Origin of the sequence: Streptomyces sp. NPDC008238, assembly GCF_042956445.1 — a bacterium.
In the GTDB taxonomy this organism is placed as follows: Bacteria; Actinomycetota; Actinomycetes; order Streptomycetales; family Streptomycetaceae; genus Actinacidiphila.
Genome location: NZ_JBIBGK010000017.1, coordinates 150,873 through 166,430, shown reverse-complemented (window position 1 = coordinate 166,430; position 15,558 = coordinate 150,873). Strand labels below are relative to the sequence as shown.

Here is a 15,558-nt window from a genome sequence, read left to right as displayed (position 1 = left end):
GATGGTACTGCAGGGGGGACCCTGTGGGAGAGTAGGACGCCGCCGAACAAATATTGAGCCCCGGCTCCCGAGTTTAATCACTCGGGAGCCGGGGCTTTTTTGCGTACCATCGCGGTATGAGCAGCTACACCATACGTGCATCCCGTCCCGATGAATGGCGTGCCCAGCGGGCCCTGCGGCTCGAGGCGCTCAAGGACCCCGCTGCCGGCGTGGCCTTCGTCAACACCCATGACACCGAGGCCGCGTTCGACGACGCGGTGTGGCGGGAGCGGGCGCGCACGCAGTCGTTCATCGCGGAGGACGAGGCCGGGGAACGCGTCGCCAATGTGGCCGTACTCGTGGAGACGGGCGAGGAGTTCGCCGTCCCGCAGACGCACCTGGTGGGTGTGTACGTGCGGCCGGAGTTCCGGGGCGGCGGACTGGCCGCGGAGTTGCTCGGTGCGGCGATCGCGTGGTCGTGGGAGCTGCCGGAGCAGGTGCGGCGTGTACGACTGTGGGTGCACGAGGACAACAACCGCGCGCAGGCCTTCTACAAGCGGCTCGGCTTCGTCGGGACGGGACGGACGATGGCGTTCCCGCTGGACGAGTCGCAGACCGAGTACGAGATGGAGCTGGAGCGGCCGTAGTCGGTGCGCTAGGGCAACCGCACTGCGTCCGGGACCTCTTCGAGGAGGGCGGGGGGCTGGGTGCCGAGGACGAGGCGGGTGTCGGCGCGATGCCAGAGCGGGGCGCGCCAGTGGTCGCGGGCCTGTTCGGGGGAGCGCAGCACGGCCAGGGTGGGCAGCCCCGCGGAGGTGCCGGTGGCCAGGAGGTCGGGGAGCTCCGGGATCGGGGCGAGGGCGGCGATGTCGTCCAGCACCAGGGTCATTGGTGGGTCGAGCCGACCGGAGGGTGACCCTGCGGCCATGCGCCGGCCGTGCTCGACCACGCTGGAGACGAGTGCGGTCAGCAACGGCATCGCACCCGGGTGGGTTCGCGGGTCCTCGTTGGGCTCGCCCACCACATAGAGCGTGCCCAGATCCTTGAGGAATGACTCCAGCTCGAGGCCGTCGGCGCGTCCCGGATTGCAGGCGTCCCGGATGTGGACGGAGTTGAGGGACTCCAGGGCGCGGTGGACCAGGGCCTGGGCGGCGTCGCGGCGGTGGGCGTGGGCGTGGAGGACGGACTCGAGCTCGCCGCTCCAGCCGGAGGCGGCCCGGGGATGCGTGCGCAGGATGCGGACGGCGTCCTGGCCGGAGGAGCCGCCCGCCCAGCGGTGCACCTGGCGGAAGGGCTGGCCGTCGACGGCGGCGGCGTGCAGCCAGCAGCGCAGCAGGGTCTCGGCGGCGTCGAACATCGCGGCGTCGACCGCGGCGCGGGGCCGTACGGGGAAGAGGAGGGCGCGGGCGCGGGTGACGGCGGTGGGGACGTCCTCGCAGCCCGAGTGCGGGGCCCAGCGGAGCCGGGCCGGGGTGTCGACGAGGTGGGCCGGGTCGTAGACGTGGACCGGGCCGAGCTTGGCGCGGTTGCCGACGGTCTGGTGGAAGGTGTCCGGGTCGGCGGTCGTGACGAGGACGGGGCCGGCCGCGTTGAGGACGGCCGGCTGGACGAGGCGCTTGCCCTTGTCGCTGCGGAGGGCGGCGAAGGCGGCGTAGGTGCGGGTGAGTTCGCGGTCGGCGGTGGCGGAGGGGCCCGCGGGACCGGCCGTGGGGGCGGTGGCGGGCGCCGGCGGCGCGGCGGCCGGGCCCACCGGTACGGGTTCCGGCCCCGCAGCGGCCGTCTCCGGGGCCTCCACGGGCCGCTGCGGGGCCTGCGGGCCCCGGACCGGGGTCGCTGCCTCCTCGGCCGCCTCCGCGGCCTTCAGGGCGGCCGTACGGCGTGCCGCGCGCCGTGCCGCGCGGCGCAGCCGGGTACGGGCGATGGCGCCCATCACGAAGACCGTGAGGACGAAGAGCACCATCAACTGCCCGATGAACACGCCCCAGAACAGCCCGGAGCCGGGCAGCCCCTCCGGCGGGGCGGGTCGCCAGGCCCCGGCGATGTCGTGGGGTTCGGCGATGAGGTGGCGCATGGCGACGGGGGTGCGCGTGAAGTGCACCTCTGCGGGCCACGCCCCGTGGGAGACGAGGCCCGCCACCCCGGTGCCCGTCCACACCAGGATCGTCATCCCGAGCAGGAAGCCCATGACGCCGAGGATCAGCCCGTCGGGGATCCCGCCTTCGCTCTCCTGTCCGTGGTGCTGCGCTCTCGCCATGGTCAGGTCCCCGTTCAGGCCACCGCGTCGTCGGCCATGTGCTTGTCGAGGGAGACCCGGGACTCGTCGAAGCCGCCCGTCCCGTCGTCCTCGTCGGCCGAGGCCTCGGTCATGGCGCGGTCGGTGTAGACCAGCGGCCGTTCGGTCTCGGTGATGAGGTGTTTGACGACCTGCACGTTGCCGTTGACGTCCCAGACGGCGATGCCGGGGGTGAGGGTGGGGATGATCTCCACCGCCCACCGGGGCAGGCCCAGCACCCGGCCGGTGGCGCGCGCCTCGTCCGCCTTCTGGGCGTAGATGGTGCGCGTGGAGGCCATCTTGAGGATCGCCGCGGCCTCCTTGGCGGCGGCGCCGTCCACCACGTCGGAGAGGTGGTGGACCACGGCGACGAAGGACAGGCCGAGCCGGCGGCCGAACTTCAGCAGCCGCTGGAAGAGCTGCGCGACGAACGGGCTGTTGATGATGTGCCAGGCCTCCTCGACCAGGAAGATGCGTTTCTTCCGGTCGGGGCGGATCCAGGTGTGCTCCAGCCAGACGCCGACGATCGCCATGAGGATCGGCATGGCGATGGAGTTGCGGTCGATGTGGGACAGGTCGAAGACGATCAGCGGGGCGTCGAGGTCGATGCCGGCCGTCGTGGGGCCGTCGAACATGCCGCGCAGGTCGCCGTCGACGAGCCGGTCCAGGACGAGGGCCACGTCCAGGCCCCAGGCGCGGACGTCCTCCAGGTCGACGTTCATCGACTCGGCGGAGTCGGCCATGGGGTGCCGCAGCCGGTCCACGATGTCGGTGAGGATCGGCTGCCGGTCGGTGACCGTTTCGTGGACGTAGGCGTGGGCGACCTTCAGCGCGAAGCCGGAGCGCTCGTCCAGGCCGCGGCCCATGGCGACCTCGATGATCGTGCGGAGCAGCGCGAGCTGGCCCGTGGTGGTGATCGCCGGGTCGAGCGGGTTGAGCTTGATGCCCCCGTCGAGGGCCGCCATCGGGTCCAGGCGGATGGGAGTTATTCCGAGTGCCTTGGCGATGAGGTTCCACTCGCCGACGCCGTCCTCGCCCTGGGCGTCCAGGACGACGACCTGGCGGTCGCGGAAGCGCAGCTGCCGCAGGACGTAGGTCTTCTCCAGGGCCGACTTGCCGTTGCCGGACTCGCCGAGGACCAGCCAGTGGGGGGCCGGGAGTTGCTGCCCGTACAGCTGGAAGGGGTCGTAGATGTAACCCTTGCCGGAGTAGACCTCGCGGCCGATGATCACGCCGGAGTCGCCCAGGCCGGGGGCGGCGGTCGGCATGTAGACGGCCTGGGCCTGGCCCGTGGAGGTGCGGACGGGGAGTCGGGTGGTCTCCACCTTGCCGAAGAGGAAGCTGGTGAAGGCGTCGGTGATCGCTGCGAGGGGGTCCAGCATGGCCATGGGTGGAGCGCCTCCTCGGCGTCAGCGGTCGTCGCGCCTGGGGCGCAGGCTCCGGCGTGGCATCGTTGTCCCTGTCGTCCTTCCCATTAGCGCCGTCCCTGGAGACGGGGCGTCAAGTGCGCACAGGCGCATGGTGCTACCTCCCGGCCCCTCAGCGGCGGATGCCGGTCGCGAACGGGAGCGTGTTGACGAACGCCCGGTGGTGCTCCCGGTCGCACCACTCCAGCTTGAGGTACGACTTGCCCGCCGAGGCGCGGATCGTGCGCTTGTCGCGGGCCAGCGCCTCCGGGGACCGGGAGGAGACCGTGATGTAGCCGACCAGGTTCACGCCCGCCGCGCCGGAGGCGAGGTCCTCGCCGCGCTGGTCGATGCGGGTGTGGTGGGCGATGTCGCGGGGGTCCACGACCCGGTTCATCTTCGCGGCGCGGCTGGCCTCGGCGTCGTCGTTGGTCTTCTCGGTGAGCATCCGCTCGATGGCGACGTCGGTCGGCTCGAGGTCCATGCAGACCGCGACGGTGCGGATCACGTCCGGGGTGTGGACCAGCAGCGGCGCGAGGAAGTTGACGCCGACGGGGGTCAGCGGCCACTCCTTGACCCAGGCCGTGGAGTGGTTCCAGGGGGCGCGGGTGGCCGACTCGCGGGTCTTGGCCTGGAGGTAGGTGGGCTCGGTGGCGTCCAGTTCGGCCGGCCAGGCGTTGCGGCGGGTCATCGCCTGGATGTGGTCGATCGGGTGGTCCGGGTCGTACATGGAGTGGATGAGCGACGCCAGCCGCGCCTGGCCGAGCGGCTGCCGGACCCGGATGTCGGCCTCGGTGAGGCGGGCGCAGATGTCGGTCAGCTCGCGGGCCATGACGGCCGCGATGCCCGCGTCCTTGTCCAGGGACTTGCGGCCGCCGCCGGCGGCGCGGGCGATGGCGTTGCCCTCGGCGGCGAGCTCGCGGCTGTAGTGCATGCACGCGACGAGGTAGGCGCGGTGTTGCTCGGACGAGGTCGACACCATCGACTGCAGCTGGTCGTAGGAGTCCTTGAGCCACTGCTCGGCCCGCTCGTCGCCGCGCTGGGCGACGTCCTTGGCGTGGGCGTCGGGGTCCGCGGGCAGGGTACGGGCGAGCATCTGCAGCCGGGTGACGAAGCCGTCCCCGTTGGCGACGTGCTTGAGGAGCGTGCCGAAGCGATCGACCAGGGCCTCCTGGTCCTCGCTGTCGCGCAGGCCGACGCCGGGGCCCTCGATCTCGATGGCGGCGGTCACGGTGCGCCGGTCGACGTGCAGCAGCACGGCGATCTCGTCCGGGCCGAACGGCGCCGACAGCCAGGTGATGCGGCCGATGCCGGGCGGCGGGCCGATCTCCACCTCGCGGCCGTCGAGCCGGGTGCCGGCCTCCGCGGCGGAGGATCGGTAGGCCCCGGCGGAGCGCAGCGTACGGCGGTAGCTGCGGTTGATCTCGAACCAGCGGTAGAAGGTGCGGCGCCGGTACGGCATGTAGACGGCGGCGAACGCGAGCAGCGGCCAGCCCGTCAGGCCCAGGATGCGCAGCGGCAGCACGGGGATCAGCAGGCCGCACATCATGCCGAGGAACGCGCCGACGATGATCAGCGCGATCTCGCCGGTCTCGCGGTTCTTGCCGACGATGGCGTTGGGACGGGCCTTGCCGATCAGGTACGTGCGGCGCTGCTGCGGTGCGGCGTAGGGCTGGGACGTCACCGGCTTTCGCCTCCTGCTGTCTTGCTGCTGGGTCCGCCGCCGTTGCCGCGGTCAGGGTTCGTGCGCGGCGCGGGGGCCGGTGCCGGAGCGGTGCCGGTGCGGCTGCTGTGCGCGGCGATGCCGCTGGGCACGGCGTTCGCGGGCTGGGCACCGCCGCCCGAGGCCTGCTCCTGGGGGCCGCCGCGGGTGCTGTGCGTCTTGATGCCCTGCTTGACCAGCGCGGCCGGGGAGGAGATGACGGCGGCGGCCTGGGACTCGGCGCTCGCCTTGCGGTTGCTGCGCAGGCTCGCCACGTCGTCGCCGAAGCCGGGGACGAAGCGGTAGATCATCGCGCTGGCGAAGATGGCCAGCAGGATGATGGCCAGGCCCGACACGACGGCGCCGAACGCGGTGGGCCCGTCGGAGCCGCTGAGCGCGCCCGCGAGGCCCAGCACGACCACGATCACCGGCTTGACCAGGATCACCGCGATCATGATCCCGGCCCAACGGCGCACGTGGTGCCACATGTTCTTGTCGACCAGGCCCGAGTAGACGGCGGTGCCGAGCAGCGCGCCGACGTACAGCAGGGCGGCGCGGATGACGAGTTCGAGCCACAGGACGCCGGCGGCGAGCACGGACACCAGGGAGACGACGATCAGCATGATCGGGCCGCCGCCGATGTCGGAGTCCTTGGTCAGCGCGTCCTGGAACGAGCCGAAGAAGGTGTCGGTGTCGGCGGCCGTGCCCGAGGCGATGACCTCCGTGATGCCGTCGGTCGCCGACACGACGGTGTAGAGGATCAGCGGCGTGAAGGCGGAGGCGATCACGGTGAGCCAGAGGAAGCCGACCGCCTCGGTCAGGGCCTCCGTCAGCGGCACCCCGCGTACGGCGCGCTTGGCGACGGCCAGCAGCCACAGGAGGAGCGTGAGGAAGGTGGAGGCGGCGAAGACGACGGCGTACTGGGTGAGGAACGCCTTGTTGGTGAAGTCCACGGCGGCGGTCTTGTTGACGGCCTTGGAGAGGCCGTCGATGACCCAGGAGGCGGCGTCGGCGCAGCCGCGCGCGAGTGAGTCCAGGGGGTCGAGCGGGTCCGCGACGCTGGGGGTGTTCTTGGACCCGGAGCCGCCCTCGCAGTAGTCGCGTGCGGGCCCGCGGATCAGGTCGCAGGGGTCGTTGCTGTTGTTGGGCGTCGGCGTGGGTGAGGGTGCGGCCATCGCCCGTGAAGCGAACAGCACAACAGCGGTCTGGACTCCGGTCAGGACACCGGCGAGTGTGAGGGTGCGGCGGCTACCGGGCATAGGTGAACCCCCCGAACCCGTTGACGGCGTCCGACATGTCCTCGGCTGAGGAGGCGGCTTGGTCCCGGCCGACCGGAACCGGGCCGTCCTTCTGCTCGAAGTCGACGATCCTCCAGTCGCCGTCCACCCACTTGAGCTGGAAGGTGTTGGTGTACCAGCTCTCCGAGACGGGGTTGGTGGAACCTGCCCCCGCGAGCCCGAACAGTGAGGAGTACCAGACCTCCACGACCGCGGAGTTCGCGCTGAAGTCGTTCAGCCGCGTGCCGACCGGGGTCGTGCGGGAGACGAAGGTCATGCCCTGAGGCGGTACTCCGCTGTCATCGAGGCCGATCCGCTTCAGGAAGGTCGGGTCCGAGTAGACCTTGTCCAAGTCGCCGCGCTGATTGGCAGCGACGTCGGGGGCGTACACGGTGCCGACGATGGCGGCGCGCCGGGCCTCGTCGAACATGCCGTCGGAGCCGAGCGCGACGGCGTAGTTCGCGGCGGCGGACTGCGCGCCCTGGTCGGTGCGGGCGAATCCCGTGGGGATGCCCGCGTTCTTGCCGTCCACCGGCTTCGTGCCGGTGGGCGATGTGGGCCGGCTGCGGGCGCCGTTGGAGGTGCCGCCGTCCTGGCCGCCGCTGCGGGCGGAGCCGGACGGGGAGCCGCCGCCGCGGTTGGCGAAGGCGATGGCGGCGATGAGGAGCACGACGACGCCGACGACCGTGACGAGGTTGCGGCTGGAGCGCTGCGGACGGCGGGAGGGCCCGCCCGTGCCGGGTGGGGGCTCCGGGAGACGGGTACGGGTCGGGGGGCCGTCCTGGCCGAGGCTCATCGGGGGCTCGCCCCCTCGGGGGTCATCGGGTGAGTGGGCATCAGCAGACAGCCTCGGGTGGGGTGCGGGGCCGGGACGGGCCCCTCGGGGACAGTGCGCGGGGGATGGTGCGGAGTCCGACGCGTGGTCGCTAGACCGCCATCCCGTAGACGATGGTGAAGAGCGTGCCGAGGGAGCCGATGATGAACACGCCGGTCAGGCCGGCGATGATCAGTCCCTTGCCCTGCTCCGCACTGAAGGTGTCGCGGAGCGCCGTCGCTCCGATGCGCTGTTTCGCCGCGCCCCAGATCGCAATGGCCAGGCAGAGCAGGATCGCCACTGCCATGACCACCTCGATCATGACGCGTGCTTCGTTCCCCAGGGAACCGAAAGGCCCCCAGTCCGGGGCGATTCCACCGATGATGGTGTTGATATCGCCCTTCTCGGCCGCCAGGAACATGAGAACTCACCACCACGCTAGATCAGTTGACGTCCTCGCCGGGGCGCAAGGAGCCAAGGTCTATCTTGGCGGAGGATGCCGCCGACGTATGTCGACTCAGCGACTTTCTCGGCCGATTCCCCCGTGTGATCCGGGCCGCAACCGTCAGACTGGACACACTGGCGTGCGATCCGGTGTTCGATGAGACATTGTTGACTACTCTGTGTATCACGGTGGTGAGCGGAGGGCAACGATTGGCGGCGCTGAGGGTGGGGATGCTCCCCAGGGCCTGGCGCACCGTCACCTTCCGTGCCGGGCAGGGTGAAGCGACGAAGGGGTGGGGCGGGTGACGGCGGCTTCGCGGACCGCGCGGAAGGCCTGGCTGGTGTCGGGGGTCGTGGGTGGGCTGTTCATGTCGTTCGTCATGCTGCTCGTCGTCGGCACGTACCTGGTCGCGGCGAAGCTGACGGGCGGCGGCGGTGCGGTGACGCTCGCCAGGGGGGCGGTGCCGTCGGCGTACCAGGACCTGGTGCAGAAGTGGGGGAACCTCTGCGACGCCATCGACCCGGCGTTGCTGGCGGCCCAGCTGTACCAGGAGAGCGGCTGGAACCCGCGGGCGCAGAGCCCGGCGCAGGCGCAGGGGATAGCGCAGTTCATCCCCGGCACCTGGGCGACGCACGGCGTGGACGGCGACGGGGACGGGGACCGCGACGTGTGGGACCCGGCGGACGCGATCCCCTCGGCGGCCTCGTACGACTGCGAGCTGGCCCGCTACGTCAAGGACGTCCCCGGCGACCCGACCGAGAACATGCTCGCCGCCTACAACGCCGGCGCGTACCGGGTCATCAGGTCCGGCGGGGTGCCGAGGATCCGGGAGACGCAGAACTACGTCCGGATCATCACGACGCTGCAGAAGAGCTTCGCGGCCCCGGTGGGCCCGGTCGGGCCGTCGCGGCAGGCGGCGGGCGCGATCTACTACGCCCAGGAGAAGCTGGGCACGCCGTACTTGTGGGGCGGCAACGGCACGCCGGAGCACGACGGCCGCTTCGACTGCTCGGGCCTGACGAAGGCGGCCTACCACTCGGTGGGCATCGAGCTGCCGCGCGTGGCCAACGACCAGTGGAACGCCGGACCGCACCCGAAGCGGGACGAGCTGCTCCCGGGCGACCTGGTCTTCTTCGCGTACGACCTGACCGACCCGCGGTCCATCCACCACGTGGGGATCTACGTCGGCGGCGGCTACATGATCAACGCTCCCTACACGGGCGCGGTGATCCGCTTCGACAAGATCGACACCCCGGACTACATCGGAGCGACGCGCGTGACGGCGGCGGGCGCGGCGGCGGTGTGACCGCCGCGGCGTCGCCCTGGGGGAACACCGGGTCCCGGCATGCGGGAACGTGTCTCCCTTCGATAACGCCTTGGTGATCATCCGGTGGAGACCGGAACGCGACGTACCGTGCCGCCCGTTGGACGGGGGAGAATCGACTCCCACGCGGACGTGCACGGGGGTGCGGCGGAAGACAGTTAGGGGACACCGGTGGCAGAGCTCTCGCTGGACGGCTCGAACCCCGACGTCAGCCTGCTCCGCGACATCAACGGGCTCGCCAAGGACGCGCCGCGCTGGTTCGACCGTGTGATGGAGGCCGTCGGCGAGTACGGCCTGATCGTGCTCATGGTGCTGATCGCCGGCTGGTGCTGGTGGCGCGTGGCCCGCCGCAGCGGCGCCGAGGCGCCGACGGCCGTGGCGGGCGTGATCTGGTCCGGGCTGGCGGCGGCGATCGCGCTGGTGCTCAACGTGCCGCTGCGCAACTTCGTGGACCGGCCCCGGCCCTTCGTCGAGCACAAGGGCATCGACGTCCTGGTGAAGGGGAAGACCGACTTCTCCTTCGTCAGCGACCACGCCACCTTGACGATGGCCGTCGCGATGGGCCTGTTCATGGTCAGCCGCAAGTGGGGCCTGGCGGCCGTCGCGGTGGCGCTGGCCGAGGGTTTCTGCCGGGTCTACATGGGCGTGCACTACCCGACCGACGTGCTGGGCGGCTTCGCCCTCGGCACGGCCGTGGCGCTGCTGCTCGCCCCGGCGGCGCTGGCCCTGCTGACCCCGTTGGCCAAGGCCGTGGCCGACTCCCGGCTGGGCGTGCTCGTGCAGGCGCCGGGCCGGCCGGAGGCCCGCCGCGGCGAGCCCTACCCGGAGCCGTCGGCGGTCGAGAAGGACCTGGCCGCCTGACGGCTCCGCCGGCGTGCGGACGGCTCAGAGCGCCTGCTGGAAGCTGAACAGCCGCGAGGGGTCGTAGCGCGCCTTCAGGCGGGTCAGCTTGTCGGCGGCCGGGCCGTAGTAGGCGGAGCGCCAGTCGGTCAGCGTGGCGTCGGTGTAGTTCTGGTAGGCCGCGCCGGAGGCGTGGCGGCGCATGGCGGCGTGGAGCCCGGATAGCCAGTTCGTGGTGCCGGGGGACTCTATGTACTGGGCCAGGAAGCGAGAGCGCCGGTGCACGAAGGCGGTGGCCGTGGGCGCGACGCGGTTGACGGCGCCGCCGAGCGCGGTGAGCGAGACGCTGCCGGAGCCGGAGCGGAGCCCCTCCACCTGGGACAGGAGGGTCTGGATGCCCGCGGCGGACAGCGAGCGGTCGTAGAAGTCGGAGCGCGCCGCGTACGTCTCCCGCCCGAGGCGGCCGGAGGGGCTGCGGCCCGGGGTGGCGCCGGGCAGGTGGCACTGGGCCGTGCTCAGGTTCGAGCAGCCCGCGTAGGCGAGGGCCGCGTCGAGGTAGCTGCGCGGGTGCAGGGAGACGCTGGTCGCGGAGGCGCCGATGGTGTCGGCGAGCCGGTCGACGGCGTTCGCGAGTCCGTCGCGCGAGGTGATGCCCACGGTGGCGATGCTGATCTGCGGGGAGCCGGTGCCCGACTTGTCCAGGTGGAGCGCGGACCAGATCTCGTCGGGCTGGCCGGGCCCCCATTCCTGCCAGGCGCGCAGGACGGCGGCCGCCTTGCTCCAGGGCCAGCTCAGGTAGCCGGTGACGACCTGGGGCGAGGCCTGCGTGTCGAACGTCAGCTTGGTGACGACGCCGAACTGGCCGCCGCCCGCGCCGCGCAGCGCCCAGAACAGCTCCGGGTTCTCGTCGGCGCTGCAGCGCAGCACCCGGCCGCCCGCCGTGACGATCTCGGCGCCGGTGAGGCTGTCGCAGGTCAGTCCGTACGCCCGGCTGAGCACGCCGTGGCCGCCGCCGAGGGTGAGGCCGGATATGCCGACCGTCGGGCAGGAGCCGGCCGGCAGGGTGCGTCCGCTCGCCCCGAGCCGGGTGTAGACGTCGATGAGCTTCGCGCCGGCCCCGACGGTCGCCGACCCGCCGGACAGGCCCACCGAGGACATCGAGGAGACGTCGAGCACGAGCCGGCCCTTGCCGCCGGAGTAGCCGGCGTACGAGTGCCCGCCGTTGCGGACCGAGACGGGGACGCCGGTACGGCCTGCGAAGTCCAGGCACTCGCGGACGTCCTCGGTACCGGAGACGTACGCCACGGCGGCCGGGCGCTGTCCGTCGAAGCGGGTGTTGTACAGCAGGCGGGCGGTGGCGTAGTCCGCGTCGTCGGGCATGACGAGGCGGCCGTCCAGGGCGCCGCCGAGGGCCTTCCAGTCCGGGCGGGCGGTCGGCGAGGCGCTGGGCGGGGCGGCGCCTCCGGACGTCGCGGGGGTGCCGGGGGTGCCGGGGGCGGGGCTGTTCGCGTGCGCGGGGCGGCCGCCGTCCGGGGTGCAGGCCGCGGTCAGCCAGCCCGCAGCGGCGATGCCTGCGCCGCCGCGGATCAAAGTTCGTCGGTTCAAGGTGGGGCCTCCCGCTCCGCTTCCCCCCGTGTGGTCGTCCGTGAGGACGGTGGGGAACAGGTGACCGGTTGCGGAGGAGGGATGTGACGTGCGCCGGGGACGTCCGCCGGGGATGTCCGCAGGGGACGTCCGCCGGGAAGGCGGCGGTCAGTCCCGCTCGTGCTCGGTGGCGTCGCGTCGGGCGCGGTCGCGGGCGCGGCGGGCCGGGCCCCGCCAGCCGCAGACGCAGGTCGCATGGGAGAAGGCGCCCTTCTCCGTGGTGCCGGCCCGGTGCTCGGGCGCGGGCGGGTCGCTGGGAGGCACGGAACAAAGCTACCGGCCGTGACGCGGTGCCCTGACCCTCGTTATGCCCGACGACGTCCGAGGCGCGGCAAATGGTGCAGGGGGTTGGCGGAGATGGGGCAGCTCGGCCGGGCGACCGCGGCAGCCGTGGGTCTCGGGTTGTGCGTGCTGGCGGTGGCGGGGTGCTCGGCCCGCGGGCAGGCCGCCGAGGTGGACAGCCTCCCGGGCGACCCCGGGGAGACGCTGCGGCAGGCGGTGGACTCGCTGGCCGCCGGGGGCACCTCGAAGGTCGTCACGTCGATGGAGATGGCCAGCGGCGGCACGAGGATCGCCATCACGGGGACCGGGGTCTTCGACTACGCCGAGCGGCGCGGCAGGCTCCAGGTCGTCCTCCCGCCGGACGCGGCCGGTGACGCGGAGCACGAACCGGTCACGGAGCTGCTGACGCCGGGCGCCCTCTACATGAAGAACCGCGGCGAGGGCGTGCCCGCCGACAAGTGGGTGCGGGTCGACACGACCCGGCTGCCGGACGGCAACCTCGTCACGGGCGGCGCGACCGACCCCCTGGTGGCCGCGGAGCTGCTGCGGGCGGCGCGGGAGGTGCGGCGGACCGGGACGGAGACCCTGGACGGGGTGCGGGTGCGCCACTACCGGGGGGTCACGGACATCGCGGACGCCGCTCGGCTCGCCTCCCCGCTGGTACGGGCCGAGCTCGCGGCCGCGGCGGAGGGCTTCACCGTGACCCGGGTGCCCTTCGACGCCTGGCTCGACGAGGAGGGCCGGCTGCGTAAGGTGCGGCAGCGCTTCACCTTCAGCAACGGGGCGGGCGCCGGCGCACGCGGCGCGCCGACCCAGGTCACGGTGGTCTCGACCACCGGGATGTATGGTTTCGGGGCGCCGGTGCGGGTCACCCTGCCCCGCGGGACCGACATCTACACGGGGAAGATCGTTTCTGCGACCGGCCCCTGAGGCTTGCCGAAATGGCCCGTCCGTGTCATGCACGGACCGTGCACCGGTCCCTACGCTGGGCGGGGAGGAGGTGGTGCACGTGGCGGTGTGGCTCCTGGACCAGGACGACCAGGTCCACGTGGCCCTCGCGGAGATCGAGCTGTGCTGCGAGCTGATGATCGCGGCGTCGGCGACGACCGAGGAACGGCTGAGTCCCGAGCGCATCGACGAGGTGCTGAACGTGGGCCCCCGCGTGCCCGCGCAGGGGACCAGGCGGTCGGCGGGGGCCGGTCGCTAGCTCCGGAGCAGCCGGGCTATGGCGGCGGTGGCCTCGGCCACCTTGTCGTCGGCCTCCGGTCCGCCCTTCGCCGCGGCGTCCGCGACGCAGTGCCGCAGGTGCTCCTCCAGCAACTGGAGAGCGAAGGACTGAAGAGCCTTCGTACCGGCCGACACCTGGGTGAGGATGTCGATGCAGTACACGTCCTGCTCCACCATGCGCTGCAGACCGCGGATCTGCCCCTCGATGCGGCGCAGCCGCTTGAGGTGCTGGTCCTTCTGCTTGGCGTAGCCGTGCTGGTGCGCCTCGTGCCCGTGTGCTTCGTGCCCGTGCTCCGGGGAGCTGTCCCCGGCGGTGTCGGCGTGCCCGGCGGCGTCCGCCGGCGACTGCGCCTGCTCCTCGGCGCCACCGGTCTCGGTGACTGTCATGATGTCCCTCCTGCCCCCTATACCCCGGCCGGGTATATCGTACCGAATTCGCCCCCATGTGCGAGGGTGCGCGGAGAACCCCTGCTGGGGCGCACCCTCGCCGATGAGCGACACTGTAGGACGCCGGTTAGCTGTGGCCGGATGATGCGCCTAGCATCAATGCGACCGAAACCGATGTATTCCGAGGACTTCACGTGCGCTTTCGTCTGACCCCCAGGGAGACGAGCTTCTACGACATGTTCGCCGCATCCGCGGACAACATCGTCACAGGGTCGAAGCTCCTCATGGAACTGCTCGGGGCCGATTCGGCCACCCGCTCGGAGATCGCCGAAAGGATGCGTGCCGCGGAGCACGCGGGCGACGACGCGACGCACGCGATCTTCCACCAGCTGAACTCCTCCTTCATCACGCCCTTCGACCGTGAGGACATCTACTCGCTGGCCTCGTCCCTCGACGACATCATGGACTTCATGGAGGAGGCCGTCGACCTGGTCGTGCTGTACCAGGTCGAGGAACTGCCCCGGGGGGTCGAGCAGCAGATCGAGGTGCTGGCCCGGGCGGCCGAGCTGACCGCCGAGGCGATGCCGCACCTGCGCACCATGGACAACCTCACCGAGTACTGGATCGAGGTCAACCGGCTGGAGAACCAGGCGGACCAGATCCACCGCAAGCTGCTGGCCCACCTCTTCAACGGCAAGTACGACGCCATCGAGGTGCTGAAGCTGAAACAGATCGTGGACGTCCTGGAGGAGGCGGCGGACGCCTTCGAGCACGTGGCCAACACCGTGGAGACCATCGCGGTCAAGGAGTCCTGACCGCGGTGGAGACCTTCTCTCTGGTCGTGACCATCGCCGTCGCGCTCTTCTTCACGTACACCAACGGCTTCCACGACTCCGCGAACGCCATCGCCACCTCCGTGTCCACCAGGGCGCTGACCCCGCGGGCCGCGCTGGCGATGGCCGCGGTGATGAACCTCGCCGGCGCCTTCCTGGGCACCGGCATCGCCCACACCGTCAGCGAGGGCCTGATCGAGACGCCGCACGGGCAGACCGGCATGGCCATCCTCTTCGCCGGGCTGGTCGGGGCGATCGTCTGGAACCTGATCACCTGGTACTACGGCCTGCCCTCCTCCAGCAGCCACGCGCTGTTCGGCGGTCTGGTCGGCGCGGCGATGGCCGGCGGCACCGGGGTCATCTGGTCCGGGGTGGTGGACAAGATCATTTTGCCGATGTTCCTCTCGCCGATCGTCGGCCTGGTCGTCGGCTACCTGGTGATGCTGGCCATCCTGTGGCTCTTCCGCAGGGCCAACCCCCACAAGGCCAAGCGCGGCTTCCGCATCGCGCAGACCGTGTCGGCCGCGGGCATGGCGCTCGGCCACGGGCTGCAGGACGCGCAGAAGACGATGGGCGTCGTGGTGCTCGCGCTGACCATCGCCGACGTCCAGGAGGAGGGCGACGGCATCCCGCTGTGGGTGAAGTTCGCCTGCGCCGCGATGCTCTCGCTCGGTACGTACGCGGGCGGCTGGCGCATCATGCGGACCCTCGGCCGCAAGATCATCGAGCTGGACCCGCCGCAGGGCTTCGCCGCGGAGACCACCGCGGCGTCGATCCTCTACACGACGGCCTACATCTTCAAGGCGCCGATCTCCACGACCCACGTCATCACCTCGGCGATCATGGGCGTGGGCGCGACGAAGCGGGTCAACGCCGTCCGCTGGGGCGTCGCCAAGAACATCGTGACCGGCTGGTTCATCACGATGCCGGCCGCGGCGCTGGTGGCCGCGCTGGTCTACGTCGTGGTGCACGCGGCCTTCGGCTGAACCGCGCGCACGGCCCGGAGCACACCGGGAGCGCTACGAGGAGGAGGCGGGGGGCCGGGCCCCGCCCCCCCCCCCCCCCCTTACCCGGGACCACCCAAAATGGGCCCCCCCCCCCACCGGGGGCGGGGCCCTCGCCGTGG

The 15,558-nt window shown here is 71.8% G+C and carries 16 protein-coding genes; 7 read left to right on the top strand and 9 right to left on the bottom strand.

Features of this window, described 5'->3' with window-relative positions; genetic code table 11:
* The first annotated feature begins 116 nt into the window (after positions 1-116).
* Complete coding sequence (locus ACFZAU_RS28865; protein ID WP_500554538.1) at positions 117-626, top strand: GNAT family N-acetyltransferase; 510 nt, start codon at positions 117-119, stop codon at positions 624-626.
* Positions 627-634: 8 nt separating this feature from the next.
* On the opposite strand, the gene ACFZAU_RS28860 is transcribed toward ACFZAU_RS28865, so the two are convergent.
* From ACFZAU_RS28860 to ACFZAU_RS28835, 6 genes are all read right to left on the bottom strand, one after another.
* Positions 635-2,233 (bottom strand): type IV secretory system conjugative DNA transfer family protein, encoded by a 1,599-nt coding sequence (locus ACFZAU_RS28860; protein WP_500554537.1) that lies wholly within the window; start codon positions 2,231-2,233, stop codon positions 635-637.
* A gap of 14 nt (positions 2,234-2,247) precedes the next feature.
* Entirely contained in the window at positions 2,248-3,633 is a 1,386-nt protein-coding gene (locus tag ACFZAU_RS28855; RefSeq protein ID WP_500554542.1) for an ATP-binding protein, read from the bottom strand.
* Positions 3,634-3,790: 157 nt separating this feature from the next.
* On the bottom strand, positions 3,791-5,341 hold the full coding sequence (locus ACFZAU_RS28850) for an SCO6880 family protein (RefSeq protein WP_500554536.1): 1,551 nt from the start codon (positions 5,339-5,341) through the stop codon (positions 3,791-3,793).
* Positions 5,338-6,618 carry a hypothetical protein gene (locus ACFZAU_RS28845; RefSeq protein WP_500554535.1) on the bottom strand — a complete coding sequence of 427 codons (1,281 nt, stop codon included), beginning with the start codon at positions 6,616-6,618 and terminating at the stop codon, positions 5,338-5,340. The genes ACFZAU_RS28850 and ACFZAU_RS28845 overlap by 4 nt, the downstream gene beginning before the upstream one ends.
* The gene (locus ACFZAU_RS28840) at positions 6,608-7,432 is read right to left on the bottom strand and encodes a hypothetical protein (protein WP_500554534.1); all 825 of its coding nucleotides are present in this window, start codon (positions 7,430-7,432) and stop codon (positions 6,608-6,610) included. The genes ACFZAU_RS28845 and ACFZAU_RS28840 overlap by 11 nt, the downstream gene beginning before the upstream one ends.
* Before the next feature lie 130 nt (positions 7,433-7,562).
* A complete protein-coding gene (locus ACFZAU_RS28835; RefSeq protein WP_018559685.1) occupies positions 7,563-7,871 on the bottom strand; it encodes a DUF8827 family protein in 309 nt (102 codons plus the stop codon).
* A 391-nt stretch (positions 7,872-8,262) separates the two neighbouring features.
* Here ACFZAU_RS28835 and ACFZAU_RS28830 point away from each other — a divergent pair, with 391 nt between their 5' ends.
* Entirely contained in the window at positions 8,263-9,201 is a 939-nt protein-coding gene (locus ACFZAU_RS28830) for a C40 family peptidase (protein ID WP_499609089.1), read from the top strand.
* 189 nt (positions 9,202-9,390) lie between these two features.
* Positions 9,391-10,080, top strand: coding sequence for a phosphatase PAP2 family protein (locus tag ACFZAU_RS28825; RefSeq protein ID WP_500554533.1), 690 nt, complete (start codon positions 9,391-9,393; stop codon positions 10,078-10,080).
* Positions 10,081-10,104: 24 nt separating this feature from the next.
* On the opposite strand, the gene ACFZAU_RS28820 is transcribed toward ACFZAU_RS28825, so the two are convergent.
* Both ACFZAU_RS28820 and ACFZAU_RS28815 read right to left on the bottom strand, forming a co-directional pair.
* Positions 10,105-11,664, bottom strand: a complete 1,560-nt coding sequence (locus ACFZAU_RS28820) for an FAD-binding oxidoreductase (protein WP_500554532.1) — start codon at positions 11,662-11,664, stop codon at positions 10,105-10,107.
* A gap of 147 nt (positions 11,665-11,811) precedes the next feature.
* Positions 11,812-11,967: a hypothetical protein gene (locus ACFZAU_RS28815; protein ID WP_500466232.1), complete on the bottom strand. Its 156-nt coding sequence runs from the start codon at positions 11,965-11,967 to the stop codon at positions 11,812-11,814.
* A 93-nt stretch (positions 11,968-12,060) separates the two neighbouring features.
* On the opposite strand from ACFZAU_RS28815, the gene ACFZAU_RS28810 reads away from it, so the two are divergent.
* Together ACFZAU_RS28810 and ACFZAU_RS28805 are read left to right on the top strand one after the other, a co-directional pair.
* Entirely contained in the window at positions 12,061-12,915 is an 855-nt protein-coding gene (locus ACFZAU_RS28810; protein WP_500554531.1) for an SCO4651 family lipoprotein, read from the top strand.
* A gap of 70 nt (positions 12,916-12,985) precedes the next feature.
* Entirely contained in the window at positions 12,986-13,192 is a 207-nt protein-coding gene (locus tag ACFZAU_RS28805) for a hypothetical protein (RefSeq protein WP_499608890.1), read from the top strand.
* On the opposite strand, the gene ACFZAU_RS28800 is transcribed toward ACFZAU_RS28805, so the two are convergent.
* Positions 13,189-13,599, bottom strand: a complete 411-nt coding sequence (locus ACFZAU_RS28800) for a metal-sensitive transcriptional regulator (RefSeq protein ID WP_499608892.1) — start codon at positions 13,597-13,599, stop codon at positions 13,189-13,191. The two genes, ACFZAU_RS28805 and ACFZAU_RS28800, sit on opposite strands and share 4 nt — an antisense overlap.
* Positions 13,600-13,793: 194 nt before the next feature.
* Here ACFZAU_RS28800 and ACFZAU_RS28795 point away from each other — a divergent pair, with 194 nt between their 5' ends.
* A complete protein-coding gene (locus tag ACFZAU_RS28795) occupies positions 13,794-14,414 on the top strand; it encodes a DUF47 domain-containing protein (protein ID WP_026251102.1) in 621 nt (206 codons plus the stop codon).
* 5 nt (positions 14,415-14,419) lie between these two features.
* On the top strand, positions 14,420-15,418 hold the full coding sequence (locus ACFZAU_RS28790; protein WP_500554530.1) for an inorganic phosphate transporter: 999 nt from the start codon (positions 14,420-14,422) through the stop codon (positions 15,416-15,418).
* Positions 15,419-15,558: the final 140 nt, after the last annotated feature.

Bases quoted from the DNA above. Each gene is read 5' to 3' on its own strand.
- ACFZAU_RS28810 (WP_500554531.1), top strand. From the start codon at position 12,061: ATGGGGCAGCTCGGCCGGGCGACCGCGGCAGCCGTGGGTCTCGGGTTG.
- ACFZAU_RS28830 (WP_499609089.1), top strand. From the start codon at position 8,263: ATGTCGTTCGTCATGCTGCTCGTCGTCGGCACGTACCTGGTCGCGGCG.
- ACFZAU_RS28840 (WP_500554534.1), bottom strand. From the start codon at position 7,432: ATGAGCCTCGGCCAGGACGGCCCCCCGACCCGTACCCGTCTCCCGGAG.
- ACFZAU_RS28860 (WP_500554537.1), bottom strand. From the start codon at position 2,233: ATGGCGAGAGCGCAGCACCACGGACAGGAGAGCGAAGGCGGGATCCCC.
- ACFZAU_RS28845 (WP_500554535.1), bottom strand. From the start codon at position 6,618: ATGCCCGGTAGCCGCCGCACCCTCACACTCGCCGGTGTCCTGACCGGA.
- ACFZAU_RS28855 (WP_500554542.1), bottom strand. From the start codon at position 3,633: ATGCTGGACCCCCTCGCAGCGATCACCGACGCCTTCACCAGCTTCCTC.
- ACFZAU_RS28865 (WP_500554538.1), top strand. From the start codon at position 117: ATGAGCAGCTACACCATACGTGCATCCCGTCCCGATGAATGGCGTGCC.
- ACFZAU_RS28835 (WP_018559685.1), bottom strand. From the start codon at position 7,871: ATGTTCCTGGCGGCCGAGAAGGGCGATATCAACACCATCATCGGTGGA.
- ACFZAU_RS28800 (WP_499608892.1), bottom strand. From the start codon at position 13,599: ATGACAGTCACCGAGACCGGTGGCGCCGAGGAGCAGGCGCAGTCGCCG.